The organism is Marinobacter salexigens, assembly GCF_002806945.1.
GTDB classification, from domain to species: Bacteria; Pseudomonadota; Gammaproteobacteria; order Pseudomonadales; family Oleiphilaceae; genus Marinobacter; species Marinobacter salexigens.
In genome coordinates, this window is sequence record NZ_NIHC01000009.1 from 1 (window position 1) to 22,569 (window position 22,569).

Consider the following 22,569-nt stretch of genomic DNA (forward strand, 5'->3'; position numbering starts at 1 on the left):
GTCATGACCGCAGCCGCACGTTGACCACTGCGCAGTGAACCCGCGAACAGCCAATTGCTGCGGCCCAATGCCCAGGGCCGGATCTGGTTTTCCACCCAGTTGTTGTCGATGGGCACAGCCTCATCGTCCAGGTAGCGCGTCAGCGCTTCCCACCGTTTGAGGCTGTAATCCAGGGCTTTGGCCGTGCCGGAGCCATCCGGAACTTTCTGTCGATGCACCAGCATCCACTGATGCAGCGCATCCGCAAGCGGTTTGGCTTTGGTTTGCCTGATTTCCTGCCGCTTATCCGGTGGAAGGTCTTTGGATTCCCGCTCGATCTCGTAGAGCCCACCGATGTATTCCAAGGCTTTGGCGGCCAGTTCGCTCTTGTTGGCTTCGTGCAGGTCGTAGAACTTACGGCGAGCATGAGCCATACAACCGATTTCGGTGATGCCGTTACCGAAGCCCGCCTTGTAGCCCGAGTAATCGTCACAGACCAGTTTGCCTTGCCAGCCTTCCAGGAAGTTGCGAGCGTGCTCACCCGCCCGGGTCGGAGCGAAGTCGTAAACAACGGCCTTCAGATCGGAGAACGGTGTGGTGCAATAGGCCCAGACGTAGGCTTTGTGGGTTTTCTTCTTGCCCGGAGCCAGCATACTGACTGGTGTTTCATCGGCGTGCAGAACGCCGTGTTCCAGTAGTGAGTCTCTAAGAGCATTCACCAGCGGTTGCAGTTGTACACCGCAAGCGCCTACCCATTCCGCCAGAGTGGAGCGCGGGATGGCGAAGCCAGCACGACCGAAGATGCGTTCTTGACGGTATAGCGGTAGATGATCTGAGTACTTGGCCACCAACACCTGAGCTAGCAATCCAGCGGTGGGAATGCCTTTATTGATGACCTGCGGAGGCACCGGTGCCTGAGTCAGGGTTTCGCACTGCTCACAGGCCCATTTGCCACGGATGTGCCGCTCTACTGTGAACTCGCCCGGCACGTAATCCAGCTTTTCACTGACGTCTTCACCTATGCGCTTGAACTGGCAGCCACAGCGGCACTGGGTGTTTTCAGGTTCATGGTGGATCAGAATGCGGGGCAGTTCGGGCGGCAGCGACGTGCGTTTGGGCTGCTGTTTAGGCTTGGCTGGTGTTTCATTAACGGTGAGCTGTGCCAGTTCCGCTTCAATGGCGGCAAGATCGCTGTCGATCAGCTCATCCAGCAGGTTGCGCTGAAACGCATCCAGTTGTTCGCTGCGCTTTGCGAACTTATGGCGTAAAACCGCCTGTGAGCCTCTTTCCCACGGAGAAATTATTCAATTTGCTGGCCAATGACATGCAGGGTCCCCTCATTACTTCGTAAGTGGCATAGCGTATGAATTTTTAATCGGCTTCTGGCGCCGTACCTTTAGGTAAGCACAAGTACCATTGTGCTGCTATTTCGCTAAGTATAAATGGAATAGAAGTTTGGCAGCAGACGCGCAACTACTGACCCCATACCCAAAAAAATCTGGGATTTCCATACAGAAAGCAGGAAGGCAGTCGCCTCCCTGCATAATTCGTTTATTGTCCAGATGCTGCCTGAATCTTCCCCAAATCCTCTTTTAGCTTTTGTACCGGCGATGCTCCAGAGTTCGTTATATCGTCTGCAGAAGGCGGATAAAACTCCTCAACCACCTGGCTTATCTCATCTTCGTCATATTCAAACAGTGCATTCCCAAACCCCTTGGCAGCAGCCGCATCCAGCGCAGCCTGATCAACGCCCTCCTCTTTCATTTGCCTCGCCTTCTCCTGTGCTTCAGCCACAGCCTCCGGCAGTGACATCCCTTCCTTGACCACCAAATCCACATAGTAAATCGGCGTGCGACGGCTTTGCGTCGTGCTCTTCCCTCGAAGCTTCAATTCCAGCGGCATGTGTGCCAACAAACCACCAGAAACTGCCTGGTAATAACTCAGCCTGGCCGCAAGCGTTCGTATGCTGTTATATCCTGTGGTGCGGAAGATGAATGTACCCAGGTCATCGGCATCGCCTACCTTCACGTTTAAACGACCGTAGGGCTTGCACAGCCCACCTTTACCGAATTCACACAACGTCGGCCCAGGGCATGGCAACGACTGCACTCCTGATTGCGTGAGGCGCTTACATGTATCGCCATTACCGACACACATAGGTCGTCCGCTTTTACGGTCGAACATGGTGTATTCAGCTCGCAGATTGAGATCCGCTTCGTTAAACAACATGCGCACCGGAATGGTTCGCAGTTTGGCGCTTGGCGCGTCCTTTCTCAGCTCTTCGTCCATGGGGTGTAATACCCAGCCGTCCTTTTCCTGGATCTGGGAGGTGATGGTGAATTGATTGTCTTTTTGCGGCAGGCGGATACCGTTCTTTTCAACGACCCGGCCGATGCTGATGCGCCCCAACACAGGCGGCGTAATCGCTAAACCTTTAATCATGATGTCTCTCCTGATAAAAGGGCCACGGGGCACTTGTCAGACCCGCGTGGCCAAGGGGTGTTCATGCTTGGATGAGGAATCGCCGGCTTCCCGGCCTGGTGAGTGGGTAATGCTCCAGTAGCTCTGGCTGTTCCTTGAGCAGCTTCTTTGTATTCAGCGCCACAGAGTCTTTGCTTCGTTTCCAGCTAACGCTGCCGCTTGGGAAGGTGGCCTTGGAGGCCTCCCCCATTTGGCTCTGGATGCGTTGCTTGAGGTGAGATTCTGTGTATTTCAGAGTGTCCATTTCGGACCGGATCGCCAGAAGCTCATCAAAGGCTTGTGACAGCTCTTTGCTTTCGCTGAAGTCCAGGGTTTCACCCTGATCGACTGGGTACAGATGCCGTAATGCCCGGTCGGCAGAATCGGTTCCGTCTGCAGGCGGTGGCGTGTCCGTTTCCACGTACTGCCAGAACTGGCGCTCCAGTGTGCTCAACGTATCGATCAGTTCTTCATTTCGTTCGATTCGAAAGATCTTCAGTGACTGGCCACACAGCAGAACGCATACATCCGCTGCCTGTTTGCCTGTAACCGCCAACTGATGCTGAACCTGGCTCTGGATGTAATCCGGCACCCCCTCTTTCCAAAGCCGTGACCCGAACTCTCCTGCTGTTTTGCATTCCAGAATCTGCACTTCGTCATCGGCTGCAACGGAGTAATCGAGGTTGGCCAGCATCCAGTGCTTATCGGGATCGGAATGCTGCAGAACCGCATTAACCCGGCGCACCTTACGACCGGTTTGTCGGCTGTATTGCTCCGCGACGATGGGTTCTAGAACATTTCCCCAGTACACCGGAGAAGTAGGGTCGTCAGAATCTGGCTTGGGCAATCCTTCATCTCGCCCGGTTTTAACCATCCATAGTTCAAGCTGGGACTGGTACGGATTTATGCCAATGGCTGCAGCCGCATCGCTACTGCCAATGCCTTGTTTACGAACCTTCAGCCACTCATCCCGGCTGAGGTCTTTGGTGGAGACCAGCCTTAACGCTGGCCGTTGCTTCTGAATAGCTCTTGCTGTCATGCCCATGATGTTTTCTCCAGACATAAAAAAAGCCCGCTAGAGCTCAGTGCTCCGGCGGGCTTTATGTCGTGTTGGTTTTAAATGAATTGCATTAGGCGACCAGTGACATGGCCTGCTCCAGGGCTCGGTTCTTCACGTTAGCGCCCGTGCCGAACCAGGCGGAATCCACCCGGTGATCAATGGTTTTAGCCCTGCGGTGATGGTCAATGAATTCCGTGACTGCACTCAGTAAGCCATAAGCTGTGCCGTCGGAAGACGCCAAAGCTGCACCCATGCCTTCGCCCTCGTACAGCTTTAGTGCTCGGGCCATGGATCGTTCATTGGTTTTGCCCACGCCTTCTTTCACATCCTCCGTGAACACCTTGAGGAAGTAATTTCGGGCTTCTGTGGTTTTGACCTTGCGTTCGCTCAGTGTTTTCAGGCGGTACATAAAGTCATCCCAGGAAGAGACGGATATGCCCAACTGCTTTTTCACCAACTCCGGATTAAAGGCGGTGTTGTGCTTCACCTTCACTGACGTTGCCGTGGCATCCTTCAGGGCAACAGCCAGGGTGTTGTTACACACCACACGAATACTGGTGAACTGAGCCGTGGTGGCCATGGTGCCATCACAGGCTGTGGCCAGAAGAACATAGGCGTTGGTTTGATCGTTGCCTTTCAGCACACCGGATTGACCGGTACGCGCCAGCGCCCACATCTTGCGACCACCTTTAAGCACACCAGCCGTATCCAGCTCAAAGCCGGAGACCTCCGTCAGATCCCGATAGAACTCCAAGATCTCTTCTGGCTGCACAACCTTGAAGCGGTTGCCAACGACTGACAGCGGCGCTTTGGTATCAGAGCGGTATAACACCTTGCTGTTTGGGTACGCTCGAATTTCGCCAAGTGGACCACTGGAATTGGTGACGAAGCGCACCGGGCTTTCTTCGATTTGCCAGTCCAAGCCAGCCTGTTTTGCCCAGACTTCCAAGGGCTGATTTGTGGTGAGCTGATTCCCCAGGCCATGCCAAGGGGTCTGGCCGACATAGGCCATCTGTTCAATAAGGTGGGCCATGATTGTTCTCCTTTGAATTGGCGAGGGGGTTAACGGATGTTATCGGTGGAACCGGAGTCGTCACTGAAGGTGTAACCGCACTCAAGGCAGTGGTAGTTGTCGAGCACACGCTCATCCAGGACATTACCGAGAATCACGCCAGCGGAAGCGCCAGTGGCACCTCCCAGCAGCGCACCAATAACAGCACCACCGATACCACCCACCGTTGCACCTACAGGGCCAGCAACGATTCCAAGCGCAGCCCCGGCTTGAGCACCAGCTGTGGCAGCAGCATAACCACCGTAAGTACCTGCGGACGCGCCGACTACACCAGCAGTTTTCTTTCCGTAGTTGTTCTTGCCAATTCGAGTTGATTGGCAGTTAGGGCATTGTTCTGACATTGGAGTTACCTCTGTGATTTAGGGAGGGAAGGCACGGTCAGCGCCTTCTTTCACAAAGGTGATATATGTTTGAGATTATTTGGAATGCGGATAGCGATACCGGCAGGTTGCGTAGTCGCTCCACGAATCGCAGAAAGCTTGTTAAACTTAAGGCCCGCTTGCTAGTAGCGGAAAAGCATTCAGTAGCAGACACTCATTAAGTGCGAATAGCACTAATTAGCCTGCAAACCAAAGTGCTGGGATCACTTCATATTGGGAACCACTCCCAATTACAGAAGTGATTCTGGGGGTATATTTTGGGGCACATATAAAACATTAAAAATCTAATAACCAAACAATACAACCACTTACAAACAAATAAGAGTCCTGCCGGGGGCACCATCCGCCCTTCCGCATCAGCCCATAAAGCGCAACAAGGCGGTGTTGTGCTTCACCTTAACAGCATTCACGATCGAGCCTCTCGAGAGCGCACCTAAGTCGCGCCAGACAGCGTCTCAACAATGCGGCAGTCCATGATAACCCCGCCTTCGCAACACGCAGTCAGTCTTTCCAATTCGTGTTCCATTGCACGCAGATCTTTCAATCGAGAGCGCACCTGTTCCAGCTGTTGTTCTACTTTAGCATCCACGCCAGCACAGGAGTCCTGCTGGCGATCAGCCAGCGACAGCAGCTCACGGATATCATCAAGACTGAATCCGAGCCCGCGGCTTCGTCGGATAAAAAGCAGCCGCGAACAATCCGCTTCGGAATATAAACGATAGCCGGATTCCGACCGGCTGGCTTTCGGTAACAGTCCAATTTTTTCGTAGTAGCGAATGGTCACGGCCTTGATGCCCGTATCATCGGCCAACCGGCCGACTGTGTAACTTTTTTCGCTCATAGCCATTGACCTTATAGTAACTATAACCCTTAGTGTACCGGTGAATTGCCAATTTTAGGAGGCTCTATCGTGGATAGCTGCTGTGAAAACAAGGCTGGTGAACTGGCACAACTGAGGGCCAATCAGAGCCGGGTGCTTTATATTGCCCTTGCCATCAATGCGGTGATGTTTGTGGTGGAATTCGCCGCCGGCTGGATCGCAAGCTCTACCGCGCTACTGGGCGATTCTCTGGACATGTTTGGCGACGCGTCCGTCTATGCGCTGACACTGTTCGTACTGGACAGAAGCCGTCGGGCGCGCGCTGGGGCGGCTCTGTTCAAGGGCGGTTTTATGCTGTTATTCGGGCTGGTTGTTGTAGCCGACGCTATCCGCAAACTGGTGATACAGGAAGTGCCCTCAGCCGAGTGGATGGGTGCGGTTGGTGTTCTTGCCCTGATGGCGAATGGCATCTGTTTCGTATTGCTCTACCGCCATCGTGCAGATGACCTCAACATGCGTTCCACCTGGTTGTGTTCACGGAACGACCTGGTCGCCAACACCAGCGTCATCCTTGCGGCTGGACTGGTCGCACTCACCAATACCTTGTGGCCGGATATTATTGTCGGCCTAGCCATTGCCGCGCTTTTTCTGCACTCCGCTTGGCAGGTTATCCGTGAAGCTTTGGAAGAATGGCGTGTCGGTGACGCTGAAACCACCAAGCAACCAAGCAAAGAAGAGGTCAACAGCGCCGGAAGCAGCTGCTGCTCATCATCGCAAACCACCTGTGGCAGCAGTTCCGGAGGAAACACCCAGTAACAGCCAACCGCCAGGCAATTCAGTTAGGCGATGCAAAACCCGGTATCACTGGAACCCAAGTGATATCTGATGACCTATACCTTTGAGCGGAACCTCATCAATTATGTCGAGAGAGTCCGGCTCGAGAACCCAGAGCTTGCTCTCTGCACGACTGGTAACCAATAACTGGCCACCATGAGGCGATACAGCCAAGTGATAGGGTGCCGGAGCCAGTGGTGCGCTGTGACGATCTCCGGTGTCGAGCTCAATACGAACGATCCGGTTGCTGCCTTTGCTGGTTGCGAAAAGTATCTGGCCGTCGTTGCTCAAACCAACACCATGGGGCTCTTCACCGACTTCGTAGGTTGCCGCCACGGCGCCGCTCGCAAGCTCAACGACACTCACTTGACCCGATGCAACATCATTCACATAAAGCCGTTCATTGTCGGGAGCGAGCACCATATGTTCCGGGCCACCACCAATCCGCAGGTTGCGCTTGACGAACCAGTGCGTGGTGTCCACTTCGCTGATAGTGCCATTGCCACTATTGCTGACCAGAAGAGACTGCCCGCCCTCCGTTTCCACCACGTAATTGGGTGCCGGCCCCGTCGCCACAGACTTAAACTGCTTGCCGGAGTCCAGATCAACAACGCTGATACCGCCGCCCATGGGATGAGTGGACACGGCATAGCGACCGTCCGATGTCACCAGAACATGGTGTACCGGCCCCGGCACCTCCAGTGTGCGAGAAATCGAATTGGTGGCAGTGTCCATCACATAGAGTCGCCCGGTATTCGTTTCTTCCGATGCCGTAGCCGCCCCACCACCATGATGAGCGGCGTGCTCGTCTTCGGTCACGCCTTCGGGGCGGCTGACGGGCTTCTCGCTCTCATGAGCAGTCAGGCTACCTGCCACCAGATATCGTCCGTCCGGAGTCAAGGCCGAACCATGAGTGTTCACAGTTCCAGACATTGAAGACGTCATCTGGCGACTCTCCAGATCAATAACGCCTACGGAATCGGCCATTCCCATGGGAATAAAGGCCCGGGTCGTGTCTGCGGTTGCCATCAGCGATAAACTCATTGTGATGCTGGCGGTAAGCCCAACTAACCAGTGTTTCTGTCGCCGAAGTTTCATCGTGTCACCTTTAGGGTAAGAGGGTTCCATTACGATTTCCCCGCTCGGCTGACAAGATTTCCAACCGTGCGTGATCATTATCCGCAGTCCAACACACGAAGCTGAAACAAGGCTGAAAACGGTTGTTAAACATATATTTGTTCGATCAGAATCAAGGCCAAAACAGACCGTCCAAGCTATTGAAGAAACCTGACATCTACATTTACAGTTTAAACGGATCTCATCTTTGATCTGATGACCGAACCGTGCAGGGATTCGGCTTGCCCGGACTCCGGCGCCAAGGCACGGTACTTAAGTAAGTCGAGGGTCTTGTTCATCTGATTGCTGCGCAGTTCATCCGGGTCCCCCAGCCGTATACGCAGGGCCGGGATTCTGCCTTGAAAATCCCCAGATAAAGGCTGCGGGGTCGCGTCCGCCAATAACGATAGGGTGGAACCCATTCAGCTCCAAGTGTTGCCGAAACCAGTCAGTACCGCCCTGCAAAAAGATGGTCGAGCGTTGATCAATGCGACGGTTGCATGATGGGTATGGAGGACACCTTTCATCAGACGTTCGCCATCTTTGCAGTGTTAATGGGCTGATATCTCGACCAACCAATCAATGCCAAACCACCAATAATCATTGGCAGGGTGAGCAGTTGCCCCATGGTCATCCAGCCATTGGCGATGAACCCCAACTGCGGGTCGGGAAGGCGAACAAACTCGACAGAAAAACGGAAAATTCCGTAGAGCAACAAGAACAGTCCAGACGTTGCTCCCGTTCTGCGAGGATAGCTCGAATACCACCAGAGCAACGCGAACAACACGACACCTTCCAGCGCAAACTCATACAGTGAAGACGGATGGCGCGGCGCCGAGCCCATATTGGGAAACACCATGGCCCAGGGCACATCGCTGACTCGCCCTGGAAGCTCATGATTGATAAAGTTTCCGATACGCCCTGCCCCCAGGCCGATCGGCACCAGCGGTGCGACAAAGTCAGTGAGACAAAAAAAATGCAGACTATGTTTGCGGGCGAAGATGGAAGCCGCGACCAATACCCCGACAAAGCCACCATGAAAACTCATGCCGCCTTCCCAGATTTTGAACAACCAAAGCGGGTTATCGACCAGGTTGTCCAGGCCATAGAAAAGCGCATACCCCAGGCGACCACCCAGTATGACGCCCATAGCGCAGTAGAAAATCAGCGTTTCGATTGCGTCAGTATCCAGCCCCAATTGAAAGGCCTGGCGGCGACCCAGCCACCATGCCGCGAGAAAGCCAACAAGGTACATCAGGCCATACCAATGAATTTGCAGCGGGCCCAGCGAAATCGCGATCGGATCGATGTTTGGATAGTTGAGCATTGGCTTACAAATCGCCCATCCTGCCAACCTGACGAGCCAGGCGCTTGGATTCGTTTAGCTCCATCGTCAGCAGTGACTCCATCAACTCTTTTACCTTTGGGATTTCTGCTTTCTCGACCAGTGTTTGGTAGAGGTCAGTAATCTGGTTGTGGAAATCGAATACTTCCCGACAGATACCGTTGAAATCAAGCTTTGCATACGGCTCATCACAGGTTCGGTGGGTTTTAATAGGGTGATGTGACAGATAGTCATAAACCCTTGTTTCCAGGGCGTTGGTGTCCGCCTGGCGTTCAAATTCGTTCACAATATGTTCAATTTCAGATTCCCGGGTTGCCAGGTAGTCCAGCAGAGCCTGGGCCCTTTCTTCTTCGTTCCTCGTCGCGCAATGAGAAAGACAACGCGCTAGGTGGGCATGAAGATCGCGGGTCCAACTGATCAATTCCTTAAACGTTTTTATTTCCATTGGGACGCCCCTTTAACAATGTGCTGTCTGAAGTTGTAGTGAACCACAACGACCTGAATTCATACTGAAAATCCAGACCATAAAACCGGCATTGGAACAGGCCCGATTCGGCGTGGCCAAGACAGGCCACCCCTTCACCGGAAAGCCGGCCAGCCAGTATGTGTGAGGGGTGAGGAAAATAGCCCCAACCTGTCAGGTAATGGGGCTATTTTTGATGTTTGGAGGAAATAAGAATTCTGACGATTGATCCGGATAGAAAACGGAGGCATTCAGCTAAACGCAGAGATTACAGCCCGCTCCTTTGAGCCCAGGCATCATAGACCCGCTTGTCCCATTTGTTTTGGAAGAAAGCGATGGCGGCTTTTTGATCTTCTTTGGGCAGCACATCACCGAAAGCTGGCATTTGGCCACCCATGGGAGCTCCACCTAGAGCGATTGTACCCATAAGCATATCGAATGGGTGATGCCAAGCATGCCCGGATCCGTTCAGTGGTGGCGGTGGAAAGGAACCATCTTCCAGTCGCTTCCTCCAACTAAAGGCACCTTGAGCGTTGGAACCATGGCAGCTTGCGCAATTATCAGCGAACACGGTAGCTCCACGGTCAATTTGAGCCTGAGTATACCAACGGCCATCCACTGTCCCGTCACTACAGCCACTGATCAGGCCGATCAGAAGGGCACCCAATGAAATCTTTAACCTACGCATCATGCTTTTATACCTCAGTTTTTGGAGCACCACAGCTCAGGAACCGTGGGCGCTGGTTGCCGCTGGGCGCTTCATCAAATGACACTCAAATCCTGCTTAGTGCAGCTTAACCACTCTCAAACGGAGTGCGTTGGCAATGACGCTCACCGAAGACAATGACATCGCCGCAGCGGCAAAAATCGGTGATAAGAGAATCCCAGCAACCGGGTAGAGCACACCGGCGGCAATCGGCACACCAGCCGCGTTATAAATAAAGGCAAAAAACAGGTTCTGACGTATGTTGCGCATGGTCGCGATTGATAAGTGACGCGCTTCCACAATGCCCATCAGATCACCGCGCAAAAGCGTCACGCCCGCGCTTTCAATAGCCACATCCGTGCCGGTACCCATGGCAACACCCACATCGGCCGTAGCCAACGCCGGGGCATCGTTCACACCGTCTCCGGCCATTACCACGATACGGCCCTGATCCTTGAATTGCTGGACGATCTTCGCTTTGTCCTCTGGTAGCACTTCTGCTTTGACTTCATCAATATGGAGCTTGCGGGCGACGGCTTCAGCAGAGGTCTGGTTGTCCCCTGTCAGCATAACCACGCGGATGCCGTCCTTCTGCAACGAGGTTATCGCTGCTTCGGTGGTTGCTTTGATGGGATCTGCAATGGCAATCAATCCACAAACCTGACCGTCCACTGCGGTGAATATCACCGTGGCTCCATCCACACGAAGCTGATCTGCCTTTTCTTCAAAGGCAGAGGTATCGACACCTTGCGACTCCATTAACAACCGGTTGCCAATAAGAACGCTTTTCCCGTCAATCTTGCCGGTTACACCCTTACCATTGGGCGAGTCGAAATCCTCTGCATCCGGCAACGCAAGATCCATGGCTTTGGCTTTATCAAGAATCGCATGCGCCAGCGGGTGCTCACTGCCCTTCTCCAGGCCACCGGCATATCGCATCAGGTCTTCCTCACTGAACCCGCTTGCCGCAACCAGTCTCGTCACCGCAGGCTTACCTTCGGTCAGTGTGCCGGTTTTATCGACCACCACCGTATCGACCTTCTCCATACGCTCAAGCGCTTCGGCATCACGGATCAACACGCCTTTTTGTGCGCCCCGCCCTACGCCAACCATGATCGACATGGGAGTAGCCAGGCCAAGAGCGCATGGGCACGCAATAATCAGCACGCTCACCGCTGCAATAAGGCCATAGGCCATTGGCGGCGTTGGCCCGACAACCGACCAGACAATAAAGGCAACAACGGCGACTACGATGACCACTGGAACAAACCAGCCGGACACTTTGTCTACCAAAGCCTGAATCGGCGCACGGCTGCGCTGCGCATTGGCTACCATCTGCACAATCTGCGACAGCATGGTGTCGCGCCCGACCTTGTCGGCACGCATGATGAAGCCGCCTTGCCGGTTCATGCTGCCACCAATCACCTGGTCGCCCGCCTGCTTACTCACAGCCAGGGGTTCACCCGTCACCAGGGATTCGTCAACATTGGAGCGCCCCTCAAGAATCTCTCCATCCAAGGGTGCTTTTTCGCCCGGGCGCACTCGCAAGCGGTCACCGACCTTCACCTGATCCAGGGAAACGTCGGACTCACCCCCGTCATCGTCCAGCTTTCTTGCCGTGGCCGGGGCCAGATCCAGAAGCGCTTTTATCGCACCCGACGTTTTCTCTCGAGCACGCAACTCCAGCACCTGCCCAAGCAACACCAGCACCACAATAACCGCCGCCGCTTCGAAATAAACGGCGACCGAGCCATCCACCTGGCGGAAAGCATCGGGGAAAATCTGTGGAACCAACGTTGCGACAAGGCTATAAATCAGCGCAACGCCAGTACCCATAGCAATCAACGTGAACATGTTCAGGTTGCGGCTGAGCACGGATTTCCAGCCCCGAACAAAGAACGGCCAACCACACCAGGCCACAACAGGCGTTGCCAGTGCTAGCTGGATCCAGTTGTTGGTTTGCGGCGATATAATGTGGTCAATCCCGATGAGATGCCCGCCCATTTCAAGTATCAACACCGGGAACGCGAGAAGCAGGCCAACCCAGAAGCGGCGTGTCATATCGGTTAGCTCTGCCGATGGCCCATCTTCAAGGCTGACTTCTTCCGGCTCCAGCCCCATGCCGCAAATTGGGCAGTCGCCGGGTCCTTGTTGGCGTATCTCCGGGTGCATTGGGCAGGTATACATGGTTCCCGGGGCTACCGGCTCGACAGGCTCTCCGTGATGCTCACTCATTGCGCGCTCCTGTTTTGTCCGCCGGCCAATCCGAAAACGCGATGAAATACAGAAGAACCAGGTTCACCACCGGGATAAGAACAAGCACGCCCATCCACCCGGGATAACCGGTACGCTGGCAGATTCGCCAGGCAGGTATAACTACCACAATCGCAATAACGAGCATCCATAGCCAATGCCCTGCCCACATAGTGTTACCAAACATGTGTCCTTCCATCATAGGGTTACCCTCCAACTTACGAGTTGAATATCAGTGATGGTGTGCATGATGCTCATCGCTCTCCATATCACTCTCTATAGCCTTTCTTCTGGCTGGTGACTTCAGAAATATCTGTTCGGCAATCGCTATAACAACCATAGTGGCTACCGCCACACCAATGACAAAGGGGTCCGTATTCAGCTTGACCCACACAAAGCCACCGAGAACCATCAGGTCCAGAACAATTGCCATGGCGGGTATCCACCTTCTGGCCTTCACATCCCGGTACAGGTAGCGCAGCACACCCCAATGAATGGCAATGTCCATAACCAGATAAAAGACGATGCCCAAAGCCGCGATTCTTGAGAGATCGAAAAACGCAGTCAGAACCAGCCCCAACACCACGGTGTATACAAGCGTGTGTTTCTGGATACTGCCAGGCATTCCAAAGTGGCTGTGGGGTACCAGTTTCATCTCGGTCAGCATGGCGAGCATGCGGGATACCGCAAAAATACTGGCGAGAATGCCCCCCGCCGTGGCCATCATGGCAAGCACCACCGTAAACCACAGGCCGTAATCACCCAGTGCCGGGCGTGCAGCGGCCGCCAGTGAGTAGTCCTGGGTTTCAATGATTTCTGCGAGCGACAGATTGCTCGCCACTGCAAAGCCCACCAGGGTGTAAAGCACAACGCAGGCAGCAATGGAGATGACGATGGCGCGGCCAACATTGCGATGCGGGTCTTTTACTTCAGAGCCGCTGTTGGTAATGGTAGTGAACCCTTTGAAGGCCAGTATGCCCAGTGCCGTTGCGCCCAGAAAGTTGCCGGCAGTGCCAGCCTCACCACTTCTAGAAAAATCGACCGCAAGGCTGTCAGCTAACCAGACACCCACCAGCCCGAATACCAGAATACCGCCTATCTTGAGAATTCCGATCAGCGACGCCGTGCCCTGAACCCAGCGATTACCAAGCAAGTTGATCAGGAATGCTGCAAGAATCAGCGACACACCCAGGATGGGTACCATGCGCCCGCTTTCATCGCCGCCAAATAACTGCATGGTGTAGGAGCCGAAGGTACGGGCCAGGAAGCTCTGGGCAATCACCATGGAGAAATACATCAATAACGCGTTAAACGCCGTTGCTAGCTTGTCCCCATAAGCCTTATGGAGATACATGCCAATGCCACCCGCAGAGGGATAGGCGTTGGAAATCTTGATATAAGAGTAGGCACTGAAGGAAACAACAATGGCAGCTGCCAGAAAGGCCAACGGAAAAAGGGCGCCTGCCATTTGGGCCATTTGCCCGGTCAGCGCAAAGATACCGGCACCAATCATCACACCCGTGCCCAGCATGACCGCCCCTGATAGTGTCAGGCTATCTGCATTGTAACGAGTGGTTCTGTCCTGCTCCTTGCTCATTTAGCCTCCCTTCATTTCTTCATTGGTGGAATTTTGGAGCAACAAAAGGGTTCATGCTTGGCGTTTGCACGAACGTTATCATCGGTGAACCGATACCAGGCGAGCCTTTGGCGCTGCCACCAACCTGTTTTCAAGCGCCCCCCGTTAGCTTCAATAAGAACAACCAACTCGTCTGTGGACCAATGTGTTCCATCAAACACAGCAATCAGTTTTCCTTCCGGTTTACTCTCTGCAAAATCCACACATGGGTGATGGTTCAGCTCCTGGATCAAATCGCTCCATTGAGCCTCAGAAAGGCCTTCAACCGTCAGTTTACGCCGAAGCAGAAACTGCTCCTGATTTGTTGCTTTGTGGACTTTAGTCATAATCTTGCACCTCTCAACCCGTGTTCCCAGTCTCTATCAGAACATGTCTAACTGAATTACAACTGAAAATCGGAGGGCAAAAGATCCATGCATATCGCAATTTGCGTTACATCAATGTATGCAAAAACAGGCCAGAGGTCCCTGCCCTAGCCTGTTTGTCACCTCAGAAGGAGAGCCGTGCTCCAATAACCGCAAACCAATCCTCTGTGCTACCAGCACCAGCCCTGGCGATGTCCGCCGTATCGCCGTGTTTACGTTCATGAACAACGCCAACGTAAGGCGAAAATGCACGGTCAATCAGGTCATAACTCAGCCGCAACCCGGTTTCTGTCGACACCAGGCCTTTACCCACGCCAATTTCCCGGTCTTCACTGAACGCCACCGTTGCATCCAGAGATGCCGCCAGTATCCAGTGATTGGTGAGCAGCAGCTCATACTCTGCATCCAGATCAGCAGACGTGTCGCCATCTTTGCTCACGTAAACGTTCGCATCGATTTCAAACCACTGAGGCGCCAGGCCGGTAACGCCGAGCACTGCATAGGTTCTGTCCGGGCCTTCCGGTGTGTCGAACCGCACCCCGGCCTTGGCATCGAAAAATGTGGATATCGGAATTTGACCAACCAACTGGTTTTCGAGTTTTTCGTAAGCCCGCTCTTCAAAGGAATACTCTCCGCTGGTAAGCCAGCGGGCTTTGAATTTGTCGGTGCCGTAGAAGAAATCCGCGTCCCACACGCCTATTTCTTCATCATTGTCACTGTAACGATATTCAAGTTCTTCGAACTGCGCGCCCCACACCTTCAACGGTTGTTTGCGCTGGGTGGTGTCTGCCATGAAATCCTGGCCGGATGCTAACGCCGGTATGGCGCCGATGGTCACAATCGCGCTTGCCACCCATGGTTTCCAAAGCTTCATACGTCACCCCCGGCATTGCTCGACTGTTCGCTGGATGCGGCCTGTGTAGATTCTGGCCCACCTTCAACAATGACTTTGCGGAACATGCCGGCGGCCATGTGATAGGTCAGATGACAATGAAAGGCCCATTGTCCGGAAGCATCCACTTCCGTTTCCATGTAAACCGTGGTGCCGGGCTGGACACTGACGGTGTGCTTGACCGGATTCCATTGGCCAGCTCCGACATCGAGGATCGACCACATACCGTGCAGGTGCATAGGGTGCGTCATCATGGTTTCGTTCACGAATTTGAAGCGAACCCGTTCGCCGTATTTCAGCCGTATGGGGTCAGCATCTTCGTATTTAACGCCATTGATGCTCCAGGTGTAGCGCTCCATGTTGCCGGTAAGGCGCAGCTCGATTTCCCGTGCAGGCTCCCGTTGCTCATAGAGCGGCTTCTGCGCTTTCAGATCGGCATACGACAGGAATTTACCGCCATTAGCTGCGGTGGGAACCAACCCACTGCCTTCAGCGTAGAAAGGATCGCTTGGGCCAGCCTCTGGCATCGCCATTGAGCCATGGTCCATGTTGGCCATGTTCGAATGATCCATGCCGGCCATTTCATCGTTTTCAGCCATGTCACCATGATCCATGCCTGGCATATCACCGTGATCCATGCCTGACATGCCGCCCATATCCGCCATTGTCAGGCGTGCCGGTTCACGCAATTCCGGAACGGCCGCTTCCATCCCCTCTTCGGTCGCCAGCGTTGCTCTCGCATAACCGGAGCGCCCCTTGGATTCGGCAAAAATCGTATAGGCCTGCTCATCTTTTGGTCGCACGATCACATCGTAGGTTTCCGCGACGCCAATACGGAACTCGTCCACGTTAACAGGCTGAACGTTGTTACCGTCGGCCTGTACAACCGTCATTTCCAGGCCCGGAATCCGGATATCGAAATAGGTCATCGCGGATGAGTTGATAAAACGCAGCCGAATGCGTTCACCGGGTTCAAAGATGCCTGTCCAATTCTGTTTCGGGCTTTTGCCGTTGATCATGCCGGTGAAACCCTGCAAATCTTCAACATCGGCTTGCATCATCCGCATGCCGCCCCAGGCCAAGCGCTCTTTCACCGTGCTCAGGAAGCCGTTTTCGGAAGCGTCTGAAAAGAACTCCCCCACGGTTTGCTGTTTACGGTTGTAGTAATCCGGCGTTACCTTGAGGTTGCGCATAACCCGTTCGCTGGAATGCGGGTGCTTGTCGGTCAACTGGACCACGTATTCCCGGTCGTAGCGAAACGGTTCACGTCCTTCTGGCTCGATAATAATGGAACCGAATGCCCCCTCCGGCTCCTGAAAGCCCGAGTGGCTGTGAAACCAGTAGGTTCCCGATTGCGTGATGGGGAATTTGTAGGTGAACGTCTCACCGGGTTTGATGCCGGGAAAACTGATACCCGGAACGCCATCCTGCTCGAAGGGAAGAATCAAACCGTGCCAGTGAATAGAGGTCATCTCGTCAAGGTTATTGGTGACGTTGATTGACACCTCTTCCCCCTCTTTAAAACGCAATACCGGGCCAGGAGATTTGCCGTTGTAACCAACACCCTCTTTCACGAATTCCCCGGTATCGATTTTCACCCGGTCTACGGTCAGGTTGTACTCAGCGGCTAAACCAATAGCCGGTATAAGCAGGCTCAAGGCACCTGCAACAAGGGTTTTCTTCATGATCAACTGCTCCCGAACTACGTCGTAGTAATCAAAGGTCCAGCGCCAGCCAAAGAGCAGGCGCCATAAGCTCTTAATCGTTCGAAAGGAATCAGTTGAAATTTACGTCGCCGTACATGCCAGCCTGGTAGTGCCCTGGCACGTTGCAGGCAAATTCGATATTGCCCTGTTTGGAAAATGTCCAGATAATTTCTGCACTCTCACCAGGCTCCAACAGCACGCTATTCGGATCGTCGTGCTTCATGGACTGGCCGTCCCCCATATCCATTTCCATCATGTCGTGATTGAGCTTGCCGCCCTGAATAGCGCCGTGTTCAACCATCATCATCATTTCTTTTTGATGGGCTTCGTGCACATCCGGGGTGCCAATGTTGAATTCGTGTACCAATTGGCCTTTGTTCTGAACCACAAAGCGCACGGTTTCTCCGGGGTTAACTGCTATGGTTTCTGGCTCGTAGTAGTTGTCATACATCTTGATTGAAACTGTGCGATTTGCGTCCCCGGCCTTGCCCGGCTCCCCCGCATTTGCTCCATGACCGTGCCCTCCTCCGTGCGTACCGCCGCCGAAAGCCGTAAAAGAGATAGACATGGCCGTTGCTGCTACTATCAACCTTGGTGAAATCATTCACTTTCCTCGTGTAATAGGACGTGCGTTCAGGTCCTGTTAATTAGCCAGGTACGGTGAGCCCCTGCCTTAAGAAGGGGCTAAGATCCCTCATGAACCTGAACTCTTTCTGAAAAAATCGAATTATTTTCTGTTCAGGTTGAATTCAGGTTGGTCAGCGAGACTGCGTAAAGAAGGCTTGGCCAACACAAAGGAATAACCTATGAGATTACTGCTGGTAGAGGACGATCGATTGCTTGCCGATGGGCTTGCCAGCCAGCTTGAGAAGGCCGGTTTTAGCGTTGATATTACCCGCTCGGCCAAAGAAGCAGTCATTTTGGGAGACCAGGAGGACTATAAAGCCTGCGTGCTCGACCTCGGGTTGCCAGACGGAAATGGCCTGGACGTGCTCAGAAAGTGGCGCGCTAACAACCTTCTTTTCCCCGTGCTGATCCTGACCGCACGAGGCGACTGGCAAGATAAAGTTAATGGCCTGAAGGCGGGTGCAGATGACTATCTTGCCAAACCCTTTCAGATTGAAGAACTGATTGCGAGATTAAACGCAATCATGCGAAGGAGTGAGGGTAGAGTTCAATCGTCGGTGACGGCGGGACGCTTTGAACTGGATGAGAACCGACAGTGTCTGAAAGTTGCAGATGGCACAGAGCATAGCCTTACCGGAACCGAATTCCGGCTTTTGCGGTGCCTGATGAGCCGGCCCGGCCACATTTTTTCAAAAGAGCAACTTATCGAGCAGCTTTACAATCTTAACGAAAGCCCAAACGAAAATGTGATCGAGGCTTACATACGGCGCCTGAGAAAGCTGGTCGGGCCAGAGACTATCGTTACACGACGCGGCCAGGGATACCTGTTTAATGATGTTGATTAGAAAGCCCAGGTCTGTGAAAGGCTGGCTCCTGCTTCTACTGCTACCTGCGGGCATCGCCCTGATGGCTATTGCATGGCTGATACATGGGCTGCTTCTGGAGAGGATGTCCCGCGAGTTCGTTGAGAGTCGACTGGAAGATGAAGTGGCCTTTCTGGAACACCATATTCGCCAGTCTGATGGTGAGATAGACGAACTCGAAACCGGAAACTACTTTGAGGAGGTGTTCCACCACGCCTTTGTCATTCAGTCGCCGACTCAGACGGCCGTGTCACCACAATCCTGGCGCCCACTACTCATTCCATTGCTGCAGTCCGATGAAGAAGCAAGCATCTGGCTACACGACACTGAACTGTCCAACGCACCAACCGATATTCTGGCGTACCGGCGAACCTTCTCAGCCCACGGCGTGCCCGTCACCGTGATTGTTGCAGAAGATATGGGAGCCCTTAAGAGAGGCCAGGCAGAGTTGCATGCATGGACCGCGATTGTTTCCGTTTTACTGATCATTTTACTGGTAGGGGTCATCTGGTTCGGCATCAACCTTTCCATGCGCCCGGTTGTATCGCTGCAGGCTGCACTGAAAAGGCTACAGAGCGGCGAAATATCCCGGATCAATGCAGAGGCCCCCGAAGAGTTTTTGCCGCTGGTTAATCAACTTAACCAGCTATTGGATTCTCTGGATCAACGGCTTGAACGGTCTCGGGAGGCGCTCGCGAACTTGTCCCACAGCGTTAAAACACCGATTGCAGCCGTCAGACAGATTCTTGAAGACAGCAGCCGCCCACTGAACAATGAACTCAGGCAAGAAATGGGCTCGCGCCTGGGGGATATCGATCATCAGTTGGAGGCTGAGATACGTCGTAGTCAATTTGCCGGGCCGCAAGTAGGCAAAAGCGCCTGCCCAGTAAAACAGGCTCGCGACCTGCTCTGGATGCTCGGTCGATTGTATCCGGAAAAGTCATTTGAGCTTCAGACGGTCCTCACCGATGAGACTCGCTGGCCCATTGAGGAGCATGATTTAAGCGAAGTGCTGGGCAACCTGCTCGACAACGCGGGGAAATGGTCACACTCATGCGTAGAGCTCTCGCTGGCTCAAGGTGATGGAACTAATCAGATAACCGTGTCTGATGATGGCCAGGGCGTCAAAGAAAGTGAAATGTCCTGCCTGGGTCAACGCGGGCTACGGCTCGACGAACAAACGCCCGGCCATGGTCTTGGACTCGCCATTGTAAGGGAAATAGTAGAGCGTTACGGCGGAAGCGTTTCTTTCTCAACACCCCCCCGAGGGGGATTGAGGGTGACTGTTGAGATCCCTAATTAAACTTACATTCTGCATTGTAGGCCTGCATTTAAATAAAAAATAAATACTTTGGAAAAGGCGATCGGATCTCCGACCGCCGAATTAATCGTAGGACGTTAGCCTGCTACAGTGCTAATGTTAGCTTTTCTAACGTCTTGCTTAAGCTTTGAGATGACTGTTGAACTTTCTTCCCCATTTGGTTGATGCTGTAGTAAGAGGTAACAGCTATATGTGTCCAATAACTCGCAACTATCAATAAGTTAACGTCCAATTGAGGCACCCTAACAAGGAGAAGGCTTCTGTTCTTCGCACGGTATAAAAGGGGAAATGGTTTTCCTGCGTATTTGCGAAGCAGGCTATCGTTTATTGCGGTTATCCATGATAAAGTCGTGAAAAACATAACTCAAAAGGCGGATCATGACTGACATCAACTCGGAAGAAATAAAAGAGTTAGCAATAAAAGTAGAGGAAATGAACAGCAGCCTTAAAATAATTGCTAGCCAGTCGAAAGGAATTAAGCAGGTGAATCTATCACTCGTCGATATGTCTATAGTTGATATGGCTGGACTATATTTTAAGGTGGCTCTAGCTTCATTGCCGTTGGCTTGCACGGTTTTCGTGTTAACAATTGTTGTTCAAATTTCTATGCGTATTTAGACACTCTGCCTAAATCTTAAACCCGCGCCCCACAACGGCTTCAGGAAATTTATACGTTTTAGACACAATAGGCACACACTCACGGAAAGAGCTCCACAAAGGCGACGTATGTGTGTCTGTATAAGTGCCTAATAACTTCAATAACTGTAAGCGGTCGCCGCCATCCTCCAGATGGTGGTCTAACTCACTCATCATTATGACGCATTGGCGCCAAAGTAGGGTGAGGAGGAGTCCATCCCATTAGTTACGTTGAGAGTGGGCCTGAAGGTGACCTTCGAGGACCGGGACGGCCCGGTGCTTGGGATCGTCACCAAGATTAACCGCAAGAGTGTTATCGTGCTAGGCGATGATGGCAGGACGCTACAAGCGTCTTGCCAGAGTTACTACGACCACCTCGTAATGTGAAGTAAGTTAATTACGTCGTGGAATGAGCGCTTACCCAGCGCAAGCTGTTCCGAGATCGCAGTTTCTAAAGATCATCCCCGCTAAAGCCTTTGAGCCTTAAGACTGGCTAGGCACAGGCAATAATAGTCTTATCTCAAGAAGGCAGTGAATGTATGATCGACAACTAGGGAGCTTGAGTCAACTATGAACTCCTTTTATTCGGTAATAGTACAAAGGAGGAACGTCGATCTTATCCAGTCTCCGCTTATTCGCGGGAATTCCATTTCTGATAAACCCATGCAGGTCATCCATAACGCGATCAGAATCAGAGAAATAAGAGTGTGCCATTATTCTCAGATCGAAAAACTGGTATTTATTGTATGACATATCAACAGTGTCTACACCATCGTATACTGCAATTTCCTGGCTACAATCTCCAACCCTCACCGACATATTCGCACTTCGAGATAACCTCAGTGCTGTGTCGGTGCCTGAAACATATAGTGCAACTTGGTGAAAATTATTTTTTAGAGAATCCAGATAATTGTATCTAAAATCTTTGAGCCTAATATCCGCAGACGCTAAAACCAGACGGGAAAAAGAGAAAGCACCATCAATCTTTGCTTTTATCGCTTCAGCTAAACAAAAACCACCCATACTGTGAGCAATCACTGAAATCTCTGTATATCCAAGGGTGGAGAGTTTACCAAGAAACTCTTTCAACGAGTCGCGCGAGTAAAGAGAGCTTTCTTTATCGTGGGCATAGCCACGCACACTTCCTTTCGAGGGCCAACTAAAAAGTATCACCGGCTCTTCGGTAATACCAAAGTCATACTTTATCTGAGCAGTCTTAAAAACGGCGCCTAAAAAATCTACATTATAGCCATGCACAAAGACAAGAAGTTTTTGACCGTCAGACTTTGAGTGTACACTTTCAAAAAATTGAACCTCACTTTGACAATCAATTCTTTCTATCGTGAAATGTTTATCCTTTCTCTCTTTCATCTTTATCGTAAAGAACTCAAATGGTCGTTTTATTTTACCGCCTTTACGGTCTGCCGGGATTGTTACCACGGCTCTGCCGTATGTAATGCTGTCATTCCGCTCAGATGAGAAGTACTCAGGGCTATTTAACGGCTTTCTATTCGTCGCAAAATACACATCAATAGGAGTGAATTTTCGCGTTCCATCACGCTCTATTGTGGGGGTAGCTTCCGCATATGTTAACTGTGGCGCTAAAGAGGCAGTGCCAATTTCTTTACGAATACCGGTAGTCATCGCCGCCACATGACGTGAGAGTTTTTTTTGCGTCGAAACTCTACGTATTATTGTTTTCTCATCGGCAATAACAAACGAATATTGGTTCTTACCCTCTACCTTATCAAGTATATATAAGGCTACAGGAAGGAAATAAGAAGCATTGAAGAAGTATTTCTTATACCTAGAGACGACCAGAACTCTAAGCTCAACCACCATAGATATAAGTTTAAGAAAATCATTAGTAGAAAGTGCAGTCTTATAGCCAGAGCCTGTAACTACCACAATGCGGCCATTAACATAGTCGGCAGTGAATGGTGACTTTCTGTGAATCGTCAAAAACCTATTCGGCAAAGACCCCTGTAAAAGATCAAGCACCTGATCTGAAGCAATCATAACAATCCCTCGCCTG

20 protein-coding genes and 2 pseudogenes are annotated in these 22,569 nt (G+C 52.4%); 4 read left to right on the plus strand and 18 right to left on the minus strand.

Annotated elements, in window-relative coordinates:
* The 6 genes and pseudogenes from tnpC to CDH47_RS15495 all read right to left on the minus strand — a co-directional run.
* Positions 1-1,244, minus strand: a pseudogene (gene tnpC / locus CDH47_RS15470) (IS66 family transposase); the annotation flags it as partial.
* Between the two features lie 286 nt (positions 1,245-1,530).
* Positions 1,531-2,421 (minus strand): recombination directionality factor, encoded by an 891-nt coding sequence (locus tag CDH47_RS15475; protein WP_100640965.1) that lies wholly within the window; start codon positions 2,419-2,421, stop codon positions 1,531-1,533.
* Positions 2,422-2,482: 61 nt separating this feature from the next.
* Positions 2,483-3,484 (minus strand): YqaJ viral recombinase family nuclease, encoded by a 1,002-nt coding sequence (locus CDH47_RS15480; RefSeq protein WP_100641136.1) that lies wholly within the window; start codon positions 3,482-3,484, stop codon positions 2,483-2,485.
* 85 nt (positions 3,485-3,569) lie between these two features.
* Positions 3,570-4,532 (minus strand): DUF932 domain-containing protein, encoded by a 963-nt coding sequence (locus tag CDH47_RS15485; RefSeq protein WP_100640966.1) that lies wholly within the window; start codon positions 4,530-4,532, stop codon positions 3,570-3,572.
* A 29-nt stretch (positions 4,533-4,561) separates the two neighbouring features.
* Positions 4,562-4,912 carry a hypothetical protein gene (locus CDH47_RS15490; protein WP_100640968.1) on the minus strand — a complete coding sequence of 117 codons (351 nt, stop codon included), beginning with the start codon at positions 4,910-4,912 and terminating at the stop codon, positions 4,562-4,564.
* Between the two features lie 472 nt (positions 4,913-5,384).
* Positions 5,385-5,792: a MerR family transcriptional regulator gene (locus CDH47_RS15495; RefSeq protein ID WP_100640970.1), complete on the minus strand. Its 408-nt coding sequence runs from the start codon at positions 5,790-5,792 to the stop codon at positions 5,385-5,387.
* Positions 5,793-5,861: 69 nt separating this feature from the next.
* Here CDH47_RS15495 and CDH47_RS15500 point away from each other — a divergent pair, with 69 nt between their 5' ends.
* Complete coding sequence (locus CDH47_RS15500) at positions 5,862-6,587, plus strand: cation diffusion facilitator family transporter (protein WP_100640972.1); 726 nt, start codon at positions 5,862-5,864, stop codon at positions 6,585-6,587.
* Between the two features lie 45 nt (positions 6,588-6,632).
* Here CDH47_RS15500 and CDH47_RS15505 read toward each other — a convergent pair whose 3' ends face one another.
* The 11 genes and pseudogenes from CDH47_RS15505 to CDH47_RS15560 all read right to left on the minus strand — a co-directional run bounded on the left by CDH47_RS15505 (position 6,633) and on the right by CDH47_RS15560 (position 17,691).
* Positions 6,633-7,703: a YncE family protein gene (locus tag CDH47_RS15505; protein WP_100640974.1), complete on the minus strand. Its 1,071-nt coding sequence runs from the start codon at positions 7,701-7,703 to the stop codon at positions 6,633-6,635.
* A 544-nt stretch (positions 7,704-8,247) separates the two neighbouring features.
* Entirely contained in the window at positions 8,248-9,048 is an 801-nt protein-coding gene (lgt, locus tag CDH47_RS15515; protein WP_100640978.1) for a prolipoprotein diacylglyceryl transferase, read from the minus strand.
* Positions 9,049-9,052: 4 nt separating this feature from the next.
* The gene (locus CDH47_RS15520) at positions 9,053-9,511 is read right to left on the minus strand and encodes an ATPase (RefSeq protein ID WP_100640980.1); all 459 of its coding nucleotides are present in this window, start codon (positions 9,509-9,511) and stop codon (positions 9,053-9,055) included.
* Between the two features lie 286 nt (positions 9,512-9,797).
* Positions 9,798-10,220 (minus strand): c-type cytochrome, encoded by a 423-nt coding sequence (locus CDH47_RS15525; RefSeq protein WP_239985838.1) that lies wholly within the window; start codon positions 10,218-10,220, stop codon positions 9,798-9,800.
* Between the two features lie 93 nt (positions 10,221-10,313).
* A pseudogene (locus CDH47_RS15530) lies at positions 10,314-12,533 on the minus strand (copper-transporting P-type ATPase); the annotation flags it as partial.
* On the minus strand, positions 12,463-12,690 hold the full coding sequence (locus tag CDH47_RS15535; protein WP_100640984.1) for a hypothetical protein: 228 nt from the start codon (positions 12,688-12,690) through the stop codon (positions 12,463-12,465). The gene CDH47_RS15535 and the pseudogene CDH47_RS15530, both read right to left, overlap by 71 nt.
* A 30-nt stretch (positions 12,691-12,720) precedes the next feature.
* A complete protein-coding gene (locus CDH47_RS15540) occupies positions 12,721-14,085 on the minus strand; it encodes an APC family permease (RefSeq protein ID WP_100640985.1) in 1,365 nt (454 codons plus the stop codon).
* Positions 14,086-14,096: 11 nt separating this feature from the next.
* Positions 14,097-14,450: a hypothetical protein gene (locus CDH47_RS15545; RefSeq protein WP_100640987.1), complete on the minus strand. Its 354-nt coding sequence runs from the start codon at positions 14,448-14,450 to the stop codon at positions 14,097-14,099.
* Between the two features lie 163 nt (positions 14,451-14,613).
* Positions 14,614-15,363: a copper resistance protein B gene (locus CDH47_RS15550; protein WP_100640988.1), complete on the minus strand. Its 750-nt coding sequence runs from the start codon at positions 15,361-15,363 to the stop codon at positions 14,614-14,616.
* The gene (locus CDH47_RS15555) at positions 15,360-17,066 is read right to left on the minus strand and encodes a copper resistance system multicopper oxidase (RefSeq protein WP_100640989.1); all 1,707 of its coding nucleotides are present in this window, start codon (positions 17,064-17,066) and stop codon (positions 15,360-15,362) included. Before CDH47_RS15555 ends, CDH47_RS15550 begins: the two co-directional genes overlap by 4 nt.
* Positions 17,067-17,157: 91 nt before the next feature.
* Positions 17,158-17,691 carry a cupredoxin domain-containing protein gene (locus tag CDH47_RS15560; RefSeq protein ID WP_100640990.1) on the minus strand — a complete coding sequence of 178 codons (534 nt, stop codon included), beginning with the start codon at positions 17,689-17,691 and terminating at the stop codon, positions 17,158-17,160.
* A 202-nt stretch (positions 17,692-17,893) separates the two neighbouring features.
* Between CDH47_RS15560 and CDH47_RS15565 the strand changes: the two genes are divergently transcribed.
* From CDH47_RS15565 to CDH47_RS15575, 3 genes are all read left to right on the plus strand, one after another.
* Complete coding sequence (locus CDH47_RS15565; protein WP_100640991.1) at positions 17,894-18,559, plus strand: response regulator transcription factor; 666 nt, start codon at positions 17,894-17,896, stop codon at positions 18,557-18,559.
* Complete coding sequence (locus CDH47_RS15570) at positions 18,546-19,880, plus strand: ATP-binding protein (RefSeq protein WP_100640992.1); 1,335 nt, start codon at positions 18,546-18,548, stop codon at positions 19,878-19,880. Before CDH47_RS15565 ends, CDH47_RS15570 begins: the two co-directional genes overlap by 14 nt.
* 396 nt (positions 19,881-20,276) lie before the next feature.
* The gene (locus tag CDH47_RS15575) at positions 20,277-20,516 is read left to right on the plus strand and encodes a hypothetical protein (protein WP_100640993.1); all 240 of its coding nucleotides are present in this window, start codon (positions 20,277-20,279) and stop codon (positions 20,514-20,516) included.
* A gap of 582 nt (positions 20,517-21,098) precedes the next feature.
* Here the strand turns inward: CDH47_RS15575 and CDH47_RS15585 are convergent.
* The gene (locus CDH47_RS15585) at positions 21,099-22,553 is read right to left on the minus strand and encodes an alpha/beta hydrolase (RefSeq protein ID WP_100640994.1); all 1,455 of its coding nucleotides are present in this window, start codon (positions 22,551-22,553) and stop codon (positions 21,099-21,101) included.
* Between the last annotated feature and the right edge of the window lie 16 nt (positions 22,554-22,569).

Excerpts from the sequence above, each read along its gene's own strand:
- CDH47_RS15545 (WP_100640987.1), bottom strand. The coding sequence starts at position 14,450 with ATGACTAAAGTCCACAAAGCAACAAATCAGGAGCAGTTTCTGCTTCGG.
- CDH47_RS15475 (WP_100640965.1), bottom strand. The coding sequence starts at position 2,421 with ATGATTAAAGGTTTAGCGATTACGCCGCCTGTGTTGGGGCGCATCAGC.
- CDH47_RS15560 (WP_100640990.1), bottom strand. The coding sequence starts at position 17,691 with ATGATTTCACCAAGGTTGATAGTAGCAGCAACGGCCATGTCTATCTCT.
- CDH47_RS15565 (WP_100640991.1), top strand. The coding sequence starts at position 17,894 with ATGAGATTACTGCTGGTAGAGGACGATCGATTGCTTGCCGATGGGCTT.
- CDH47_RS15585 (WP_100640994.1), bottom strand. The coding sequence starts at position 22,553 with ATGATTGCTTCAGATCAGGTGCTTGATCTTTTACAGGGGTCTTTGCCG.
- CDH47_RS15485 (WP_100640966.1), bottom strand. The coding sequence starts at position 4,532 with ATGGCCCACCTTATTGAACAGATGGCCTATGTCGGCCAGACCCCTTGG.
- CDH47_RS15495 (WP_100640970.1), bottom strand. The coding sequence starts at position 5,792 with ATGAGCGAAAAAAGTTACACAGTCGGCCGGTTGGCCGATGATACGGGC.
- CDH47_RS15555 (WP_100640989.1), bottom strand. The coding sequence starts at position 17,066 with ATGAAGAAAACCCTTGTTGCAGGTGCCTTGAGCCTGCTTATACCGGCT.
- CDH47_RS15480 (WP_100641136.1), bottom strand. The coding sequence starts at position 3,484 with ATGGGCATGACAGCAAGAGCTATTCAGAAGCAACGGCCAGCGTTAAGG.
- CDH47_RS15570 (WP_100640992.1), top strand. The coding sequence starts at position 18,546 with ATGATGTTGATTAGAAAGCCCAGGTCTGTGAAAGGCTGGCTCCTGCTT.
- CDH47_RS15525 (WP_239985838.1), bottom strand. The coding sequence starts at position 10,220 with ATGATGCGTAGGTTAAAGATTTCATTGGGTGCCCTTCTGATCGGCCTG.
- CDH47_RS15550 (WP_100640988.1), bottom strand. The coding sequence starts at position 15,363 with ATGAAGCTTTGGAAACCATGGGTGGCAAGCGCGATTGTGACCATCGGC.
- CDH47_RS15535 (WP_100640984.1), bottom strand. The coding sequence starts at position 12,690 with ATGATGGAAGGACACATGTTTGGTAACACTATGTGGGCAGGGCATTGG.
- CDH47_RS15505 (WP_100640974.1), bottom strand. The coding sequence starts at position 7,703 with ATGAAACTTCGGCGACAGAAACACTGGTTAGTTGGGCTTACCGCCAGC.
- CDH47_RS15520 (WP_100640980.1), bottom strand. The coding sequence starts at position 9,511 with ATGGAAATAAAAACGTTTAAGGAATTGATCAGTTGGACCCGCGATCTT.
- CDH47_RS15540 (WP_100640985.1), bottom strand. The coding sequence starts at position 14,085 with ATGAGCAAGGAGCAGGACAGAACCACTCGTTACAATGCAGATAGCCTG.
- CDH47_RS15490 (WP_100640968.1), bottom strand. The coding sequence starts at position 4,912 with ATGTCAGAACAATGCCCTAACTGCCAATCAACTCGAATTGGCAAGAAC.
- CDH47_RS15575 (WP_100640993.1), top strand. The coding sequence starts at position 20,277 with ATGACTGACATCAACTCGGAAGAAATAAAAGAGTTAGCAATAAAAGTA.
- lgt (WP_100640978.1), bottom strand. The coding sequence starts at position 9,048 with ATGCTCAACTATCCAAACATCGATCCGATCGCGATTTCGCTGGGCCCG.